Raw genomic sequence first — 7,416 nt, 5'->3', positions numbered from 1 at the left:
TCGCACTCCTTAGCATACCCCGAATGAGTTACAGAATAGCTGTTGTCGACAGGGATAGATGTCAACCGAAGAAGTGCAGTCACGAGTGTCTGAAGTACTGTCCGAAGGTTAGAACCGGAGACGAAACGATAAAAATAGAGGAGAAAGCTGTAATAAGCGAAGAACTTTGCGTTGGATGCGGAATCTGCGTTAAAAAATGCCCTTTCAAAGCCATAGCCATAGTCGGGTTGCCAAGGGAGCTTGAAGGAAAGGAAGTTCACAGGTACGGGAAAAACGGTTTCGTTTTGTATAACCTACCGATTCCGAGGAAAGGCTACGTAGTCGGATTACTCGGAGCTAACGGGACTGGAAAAAGTACTGCATTAAGAATTTTATCCGGTCAGCTAAAACCGAATTTGGGGAAAGAAGAGGCTGAGTGGGACGAAGTCCTTGAGAGGTTTTCCGGAACGGAGCTCTTCAACTACTTAAAAGAGCTTGCCGACGGAAATATTAGAGTTAGCGTTAAGCCGCAGTACATTGAAGCTATACCGAAGGTTTACAAGGGAAACGTTGGAGAACTACTGAAGAAGGTTGACGAAAGGAACTCTTTCGACGAAATCGTGGAGAAGCTGAATTTAAAAGAAGCTGTGAAGAGAGACGTAAAAGAGTTAAGCGGTGGTGAGCTACAAAGGGTAGCTATTGCTGCTTGTCTGCTAAGAGAAGCTGATTTTTACTTTTTGGACGAAATAACCTCTTATTTGGACATAAACGAGAGAATAAACGCTGCTAAAGTAGTGAAGGAAATAGCTGATAATAAGCCAGTTATGGTTGTTGAACACGATTTAGCTATCCTCGACATGCTAACGGATTTCGTTCACATTTCCTACGGCGAGCCGGGAGTATATGGAGTTATAACGAATGCAAAGGGGACGAGGGTCGGAATAAATCAATATCTCCGGGGCTACTTGGTTGAGGAGAACATCAGAATTAGGGAAAAACCCATAGAATTTGAGGTTTTACAGCCGAGGGAGAGCGAACTTGAAAAGATCGTTTTTGAGTATCCGTCATTTAGAAAATCCTACAAGGATTTCGTTCTTGAGGCAGAAAGCGGAGAGATTAAAGAGGGGGAGGTAATAGGGATAGTCGGAAGGAATGCAACAGGAAAGTCCACTTTCGTTAAGGTTCTGGCTGGAGTTTTGAAGGATGATGAGGAAAAAATCAATCTGGAGTTGAAAGTTTCCTACAAACCCCAGTACGTTAAGGCGGATGTGAGCGTAAATGTCAGAGATTTCTTGAGGGGCATAAATCCCATGATAGATAGTTCCTACTACAAGACAGAGTTCGTGAAGCCTTTGCAGCTTGAAAAGCTCATGGACAAGAATTTGGATGAGCTGAGTGGTGGTGAACTACAAAGGGTAGCTATAGCCGCTTGTTTGTTAAGAGAGGCTGACATATACTTTTTGGACGAACCTTCTGCGCATCTCGATGTGGAGCAGAGGGCGGAAGTTTCAAGGTTGCTCAAGAGGTTCGCGATGAACAACTCGAAGAGCGTTTTTGTTGTAGATCACGACATATACCTCATAGATCTAATTTCCGACAGATTAATCGTTTTTTCCGGAATTCCGGGAGTGAAAGGAAAAGCGTCCAAGCCAATGAGTATGAGAGACGGAATGAACAAATTCTTAGCGGAACTCGGAATAACTTTCAGAAGGGACGAAGAGACTAAAAGACCTCGTGTGAACAAGCTCGGATCAAGGCTCGACAGAGAGCAAAAAGCTGCTGGAGAGTACTATTACTACTTTAAGTAAATGCTGCGAACACCAAATCAAGCCGATAGGTTTATTATGTTTAAAGGTAAACAAATAACCGTATGACAAAGGCTCCCTATAAGAGGGAGTATAAGCAGAGCAGCGGTAGGGGAAAGGATTACACAATCAGGTGCGACGGTTGTGGTAGAAACGTTCCCCGCTTCAAGACTTTCGTCTCTTATTCCGGTTTGAGACTCGATCCCGAACTCGTCAGACTTGTGGGGAAGAAGAACGTTCACATATACATGCAGAAAAAGTATTACTGTCCCAAGTGTGCGAGAAACTTCGGAATCGTTCAACCCGGAAAGCTCGGAAAGAGAAGAAGGGGTGAGTTCCCTTAGAAAACGTTTTATTACCCAATTTTTTGAGATACCTTCGTGATAGTTTCGGCCGTGCAATGTAGAGTGGGAGTTGGAGAGGCTTTTAAAAGTGCTGAAAGGTTAATCGAGAGGGGATTAAACGAGGGAGTCGAAATTTTTCTCCTCCCAGAATACTTTTCTTACAAAGTTGGAGACACGAGCTTGGAAACATCCAAAAAGACTTTGGAATGGTTAAAGGAAAAAAGCAAGGAGTATCAAGTGATTCTGGCTGGAAATATTATAAGAGGCGATAACGACGGTTACTACAACACCCTCTACGTTTTCGAAAAAGGAGAGCTTGTAGCGACTCAAGATAAGCTGCATCCAACGAGAAGTGAGAGGGATCTTGGTATTAAATGCGGTAAAAGGCTTGAAATCTTCGAAATCAAGGGAGTGAAATTTGCAGCTTTGATATGCGCCGACATTCTCTATCCTGAACTTTGCAGGTTGGCTGCTTTAAAAGGGGCTGAAATTGTCTTAAATCCGGTTGTAAGCTTTAAGAGATCCGAATTACCTTCCCAAAGATTGAGACACTGTCTATACTTTTCCAGAGCTTTTGACAACGCTTATGCGATAGTTAAAGCTGGAGGAGTCGGTTTTACTTTCTTAGGAGAGGAGTGCGTTGGGAGGAGTTTAATAGTTTCCCACGAAGGCATTCTTGCCTCCTACGAGAACGAGAACGAAGAAGCTTTGATTTCAGCGAGAATCGATCTGGAGAAGATAAGAATCTACAAGAGAATAAACTACTCCTTGAGCGATAGAAACGTTGACGTTCTCGGAGATTTGCTGAAGGGAGGGATGAACTGCTGAGGGTAGCTTTCAAAGTAGCCTACATCGGCACGAAATTCCACGGCTCTCAATACCAGCCCGAATTGAGAACAGTGGAGGGAGAGATAAGGAAAGCTTTCGAAAAGGCTGGAATCGAATGCGGCAAAATAATGTTTGCCGGAAGAACAGACTCAGGGGTTCATGCGATAGGGAACGTTTTTGCAACAGACTTAGAAGAATTTTCGGAAAAGGTTGTGAAAATTCTGAACTCAAATTTGCCGGAAGACGTTAGCGTCTGGGGTTACAAAATTGTTGACGAAAACTTCAAGCCAAGGAAAGCCAAGTGGAGGAAGTACTGCTACGTTATCGTGGATGAGGGATACAACTTGGAGGAGATGAAAAGGGCTGCCAAGCACTTTATAGGAAAGCACGATTTTAGGTTTTTCGTTAAAGGAAGGGGAAGCTGTGTTAGAGAAGTCTACGAAAGCGATGTAGAGAGGAGGGGGAATCTGATTTACTTCTCGATTAAAGCCAACGCCTTCGCTTGGAACATGGTTAGGAGGATGGCATCTTCTCTGATGGTGGCTGGGAAAGAAGGTGTAGAGGAATTTTTGAAAATTCTGAATGGAGAGAGAATCGTTTCTGCTGCCCCTCCGGAAGGACTCGTTTTGGTGGATGTTCACTACGGTTTCGAATTCGAAAAAGAAGAGTTTGGGTTGTTAAAGTTGAGAAATCAGATTAAAAAGCTCCTCTTTTCCCACGGACAGCTCTTCGGAGCTTTTAACGTTTTTAATGAAACCTTCAACTTCTTTTAGTATTTCAACGACTCTCCCTATTACTATAACGGCTGGAGGATTTACCCCCTCTTTCTTGGCTTTTTCAGCTATATTTCCAAGCTTTCCAACAACTACCTTCTGATTTTCGGTGGTTCCGTTCTGAATTATTGCCACCGGCGTTTCGGGATCTTTTCCGAATTCGATAAGCTTTTTCACGTTCTCCTCCAACGTTCCAACACCCATTAAAATTACGATAGTGGAGTTCAGCTTAGCCAAAGCTTCCCAGTTCAACCTCTCCCTCTCCTGCCTTCCGGTAATTACGACCAAAGCCGGATCGTACTTTCTGTGGGTCACCGGGATCCCGGCGTAAGCTGGAACTGCAGTAGAAGAAGATATTCCCGGAACGACTTCAAATTCAACACCGTTTTTCGCAAGAAATTCAATTTCCTCTCCGCCCCTGCCGAAAACAAATGGATCTCCTCCTTTTAGTCTCACGACTTTTTTGCCTTCCCTCGCAAGTTTCACGAGGAGTTCGTTGATCTCTTCTTGGGACTTTTTGTGCTTTCCGCTTCTTTTCCCCACCTCAACTATCTCCTTCCCAAGTTCTCTAAGCAATTCGAGAATTTCTCTACTTACAAGCTCATCCACTAAAACCACGTCAGCAAGTTTTAAAGCTTTGAGAGCCTTTACCGTAATTAATCCCGGATCTCCCGGACCAGCTCCTACAATAAAAACTTTCCCACTCATATGAACGATTTAAGGTTTCTCGCTATCTCCACCGCTTCCTCTACAGCATTTTTCTTGCTAAGCTTTTCGTCAACTCTGATAGATTTCTCTCCCTCTTCGCTGAGGACCTCAACGATCAGCCTAACCTTTCCTTCAGCCTCTGCATATATTCCAGCAGGAATCGCACACCCTATCCCGAGTTCCCTTAAAACGGCTCTCTCCACATCCGTCTCAAGTCTCGTTTTTTCGTGGTTGAGGAAAGAAAAGAGTTCGGCATCCTCTTCTCTTGAAGCTATGGCAATCACTCCCTGATTAGCCGAAGGAACGAAAACCTCCGGACTTAGCCTTTCGTATTCGATCTCTCTGTCGAGTCCGAGCCGGATTAATCCAGCCTCAGCAACGATTATCCCATCGTACAACCCTTCTCTGAGTTTTCTAAGTCTCGTGTCCAAATTTCCCCTTAGATTTTCCACTTCCAGATCTTTCCTGAGCTTTTTTATGAAAGCCCTCCTTCTCAGACTCGACGTTCCTATCTTAGAGGCTATCGGCATTTCTTCGAACTTTAAACCCTCTCTTGAGATGAAAGCGTCGCAAGCGCTCTCTCTTTCGAGAACAGCCGCTATCACCGTTCCTTCAATCCTCTGACTTGGAACATCTTTGTAACTGTGAACAGCCAGATCGATTTCCCCTCTTTTCAAAGCCTCGTCTATAGCTCTAACAAAAGCTCCCATGCCCTTAAATTCGTGGAGGGGTTTGTCCTTCATTATGTCTCCGTGAGTTCTGATCACCTTTATTTCCACTTCAAAATCTTTCTCCTCAAGAAGCTTCCTAACTTTTTCAGCCTGCGCCAAAGCTAACTTGCTACCTCTGCTCCCTATCACAACTCTCTCAGACATTGGTTTATCGCCTCTGCAGTCTTCTCGATGTCCTCATAGCTATGAGAAGTGCTTACAAAGCAAGTTTCGTACTGGGAAGGGGGGAAGAAGACGCCCTTCTTCAAAAGTTTCCAGTAAAACTCCATGAACTTGCTCTTGTCGAGCTTTAAAGCATCTACGTAGTTCTTCGGTTTTTCTCCGAAGTATAAGCAGAACATCGAAGCTATGCACTCCTTCTCAACCTTTTCACTTATGCTTTCAACGAGACTTCTCGTTTTCTCTTCAAGCTCTCTGTAGGGGTTGTCTCTCATCAGAATTTCCACAGTGGTCTTTCCAGCTACCAAGCTCACGGGATTTCCGCTAAAAGTTCCAGCTTGGTAAACCGGTCCGGAAGGGGCTACGAGTTCCATTATCTCCTTTCTTCCTCCGAAAATTCCTATTGGGAAACCTCCTCCAGCCACCTTGCCGAGAGTAGTTAAATCGGGCTTCACTCCGTAATACTCCTGTGCTCCTCCTAAAGCGAGTCTGAAACCTGTTATCACTTCATCGAAAATTAGAAGAACGTCGTTCTCTTTCGTTATCTTCCTAACCTCCTTCAAATAATCTTTCTCTGGAAGGATGAGGGACGAGTTGCCCATAACCGGCTCAAGTATCAAAGCTGCCAATTCATCTGCATTTTTCTCCACAATATCGGCGAGAGCTTCAACATCGTTAAAAGGAACTTGCAACGTGTGCTTGACGAAGTCCTCGGGAACTCCGGCAGAGTTCGGAATCCCGTGGGTTGTAGCTCCGCTTCCGGCTTTAACGAGAACAGCATCATGAGCACCGTGAAAACTGCCTTCAACCTTCAGAATTTTGTTTCTTCCGGTGAATCCTCTCGCAACTCTCAAAGCAGCCATTGTTGCCTCGCTTCCGGTGTTTGTAAACCTAAGCATCTCTATTGACGGATAGAGCTTCCTTATAATTTTAGCGTATTCTATCTCAAGCTCTATCGGAGTTCCGTATATCCATCCTTTTTCAAGCTGCTCAGCAACTTTTTCCTTGACCTCCTCATTTGCATGCCCAAGAATGAGCGGTCCGTAAGCCATGCAGTAATCTATGTACTCGTTTCCGTCGACATCGTAAATCTTAGAGCCTTTTGCTTTTGCCGTGTAAAATGGATATGGTTTCACTGCTCTAACGGGACTGCTAACTCCTCCGGGCAGCAAATTTAAAGCCTCTTTGTAAAGCTCTTCAGATCTCACAGAAATTCTACCACCTCCTTAGCGTGATAAGTTAATATTAAATCCGCCCCGGCTCTCTTAATCGATACGAGAATTTCGTAAATTATATCCTCCTCCTTCAAAAATCCGAGTTTTGCGGCAGCTTTAACCATTGAGTACTCTCCGCTAACGTTGTAAGCTGCAACCGGAACTTTAAACTTCTCTTTCACCCTCCAAATTATGTCGAGATAGGCTAAAGCAGGCTTGACCATCACTATGTCGGCTCCTTCCTTCAAATCAAGCTCCACTTCCCTTAACGCTTCGTCAGAGTTGTGAATGTCCATCTGATAACTTTTCCTATCTCCGAAGGTGTAGCCACTTTCAGCTGCTTCCCTGAAGGGGCCGTAGAAAGAGGAGGCGTACTTTGCGGAGTAGCTCATTATAGCCACATCCTCAAATCCGTTCTCGTCTAAAGCCTCCCTAATGGCTTTAACCATTCCGTCCATCATTCCGGAAGGAGCTACGATATCTGCTCCAGCTTTAGCGTGGCTTACGGCTATTTTCCCGAGAATCGGCAAAGTGGGATCGTTCAAAATCACCTTATCTTTAACAACTCCGCAATGTCCGTGGGTTGTGTACTCGCACAGGCAAACGTCCGTAATTAAAACGGCATCTTCGTACTCGCTCTTCACTCTCCTCAACGTCTTCTGAATAACCCCGTTATCGTCAAAGGCTGAAGAGCCAATCTCATCTTTGTAGGAGGGAATTCCGAAAAATATGAAAGCTCTAATTCCCTTCTCTAAAGCTTCCCCCACTTCTTTAACGACTCCTTCGATCGGAAGTCTGAAGTAGCCGGGCATCGAGGGAATTTCCTTGGGAGAAGAGATGTTATCGTCAACAAAGATTGGCATTATCAGATCTTC

At 44.6% G+C, this 7,416-nt stretch carries 8 protein-coding genes; 4 read left to right on the top strand and 4 right to left on the bottom strand.

Annotated elements, in window-relative coordinates:
* The first annotated feature begins 23 nt into the window (after window positions 1–23).
* The 4 genes from F7C14_RS04055 (at window position 24) to truA (ending at window position 3,729) form a co-directional block, all read left to right on the top strand.
* The gene (locus F7C14_RS04055; RefSeq protein WP_290900171.1) at window positions 24–1,787 is read left to right on the top strand and encodes a ribosome biogenesis/translation initiation ATPase RLI; all 1,764 of its coding nucleotides are present in this window, start codon (window positions 24–26) and stop codon (window positions 1,785–1,787) included.
* A gap of 62 nt (window positions 1,788–1,849) precedes the next feature.
* Window positions 1,850–2,128 carry a hypothetical protein gene (locus F7C14_RS04050; RefSeq protein WP_290900169.1) on the top strand — a complete coding sequence of 93 codons (279 nt, stop codon included), beginning with the start codon at window positions 1,850–1,852 and terminating at the stop codon, window positions 2,126–2,128.
* A gap of 36 nt (window positions 2,129–2,164) precedes the next feature.
* Complete coding sequence (locus tag F7C14_RS04045; protein WP_290900168.1) at window positions 2,165–2,956, top strand: carbon-nitrogen hydrolase family protein; 792 nt, start codon at window positions 2,165–2,167, stop codon at window positions 2,954–2,956.
* Complete coding sequence (truA, locus tag F7C14_RS04040) at window positions 2,950–3,729, top strand: tRNA pseudouridine(38-40) synthase TruA (RefSeq protein ID WP_367114330.1); 780 nt, start codon at window positions 2,950–2,952, stop codon at window positions 3,727–3,729. The genes F7C14_RS04045 and truA overlap by 7 nt, the downstream gene beginning before the upstream one ends.
* Here the strand turns inward: truA and cobA are convergent.
* The 4 genes from cobA to hemB all read right to left on the bottom strand — a co-directional run.
* Window positions 3,634–4,437: a uroporphyrinogen-III C-methyltransferase gene (cobA, locus tag F7C14_RS04035; RefSeq protein ID WP_290900167.1), complete on the bottom strand. Its 804-nt coding sequence runs from the start codon at window positions 4,435–4,437 to the stop codon at window positions 3,634–3,636. The genes truA and cobA overlap by 96 nt on opposite strands.
* Complete coding sequence (hemC, locus tag F7C14_RS04030; RefSeq protein WP_290900166.1) at window positions 4,434–5,312, bottom strand: hydroxymethylbilane synthase; 879 nt, start codon at window positions 5,310–5,312, stop codon at window positions 4,434–4,436. Before hemC ends, cobA begins: the two co-directional genes overlap by 4 nt.
* The gene (hemL, locus tag F7C14_RS04025) at window positions 5,294–6,541 is read right to left on the bottom strand and encodes a glutamate-1-semialdehyde 2,1-aminomutase (RefSeq protein ID WP_367114329.1); all 1,248 of its coding nucleotides are present in this window, start codon (window positions 6,539–6,541) and stop codon (window positions 5,294–5,296) included. Before hemL ends, hemC begins: the two co-directional genes overlap by 19 nt.
* Window positions 6,532–7,416 (bottom strand): porphobilinogen synthase (gene hemB, locus F7C14_RS04020; protein ID WP_290900164.1); only part of this gene is annotated, 885 nt, incomplete at its 5' end. The genes hemL and hemB, both read right to left, overlap by 10 nt.

It is taken from the genome of Ferroglobus sp. (assembly GCF_015521575.1).
In the GTDB taxonomy this organism is placed as follows: domain Archaea; phylum Halobacteriota; class Archaeoglobi; order Archaeoglobales; family Archaeoglobaceae; genus Ferroglobus.
Note: the sequence above shows the minus strand (reverse complement) of the source record. Positions and strands in the feature narration are given on the sequence as shown.

Excerpts from the sequence above, each read along its gene's own strand:
- F7C14_RS04050 (WP_290900169.1), top strand. The coding sequence starts at position 1,850 with ATGACAAAGGCTCCCTATAAGAGGGAGTATAAGCAGAGCAGCGGTAGG.
- F7C14_RS04055 (WP_290900171.1), top strand. The coding sequence starts at position 24 with ATGAGTTACAGAATAGCTGTTGTCGACAGGGATAGATGTCAACCGAAG.
- cobA (WP_290900167.1), bottom strand. The coding sequence starts at position 4,437 with ATGAGTGGGAAAGTTTTTATTGTAGGAGCTGGTCCGGGAGATCCGGGA.
- hemC (WP_290900166.1), bottom strand. The coding sequence starts at position 5,312 with ATGTCTGAGAGAGTTGTGATAGGGAGCAGAGGTAGCAAGTTAGCTTTG.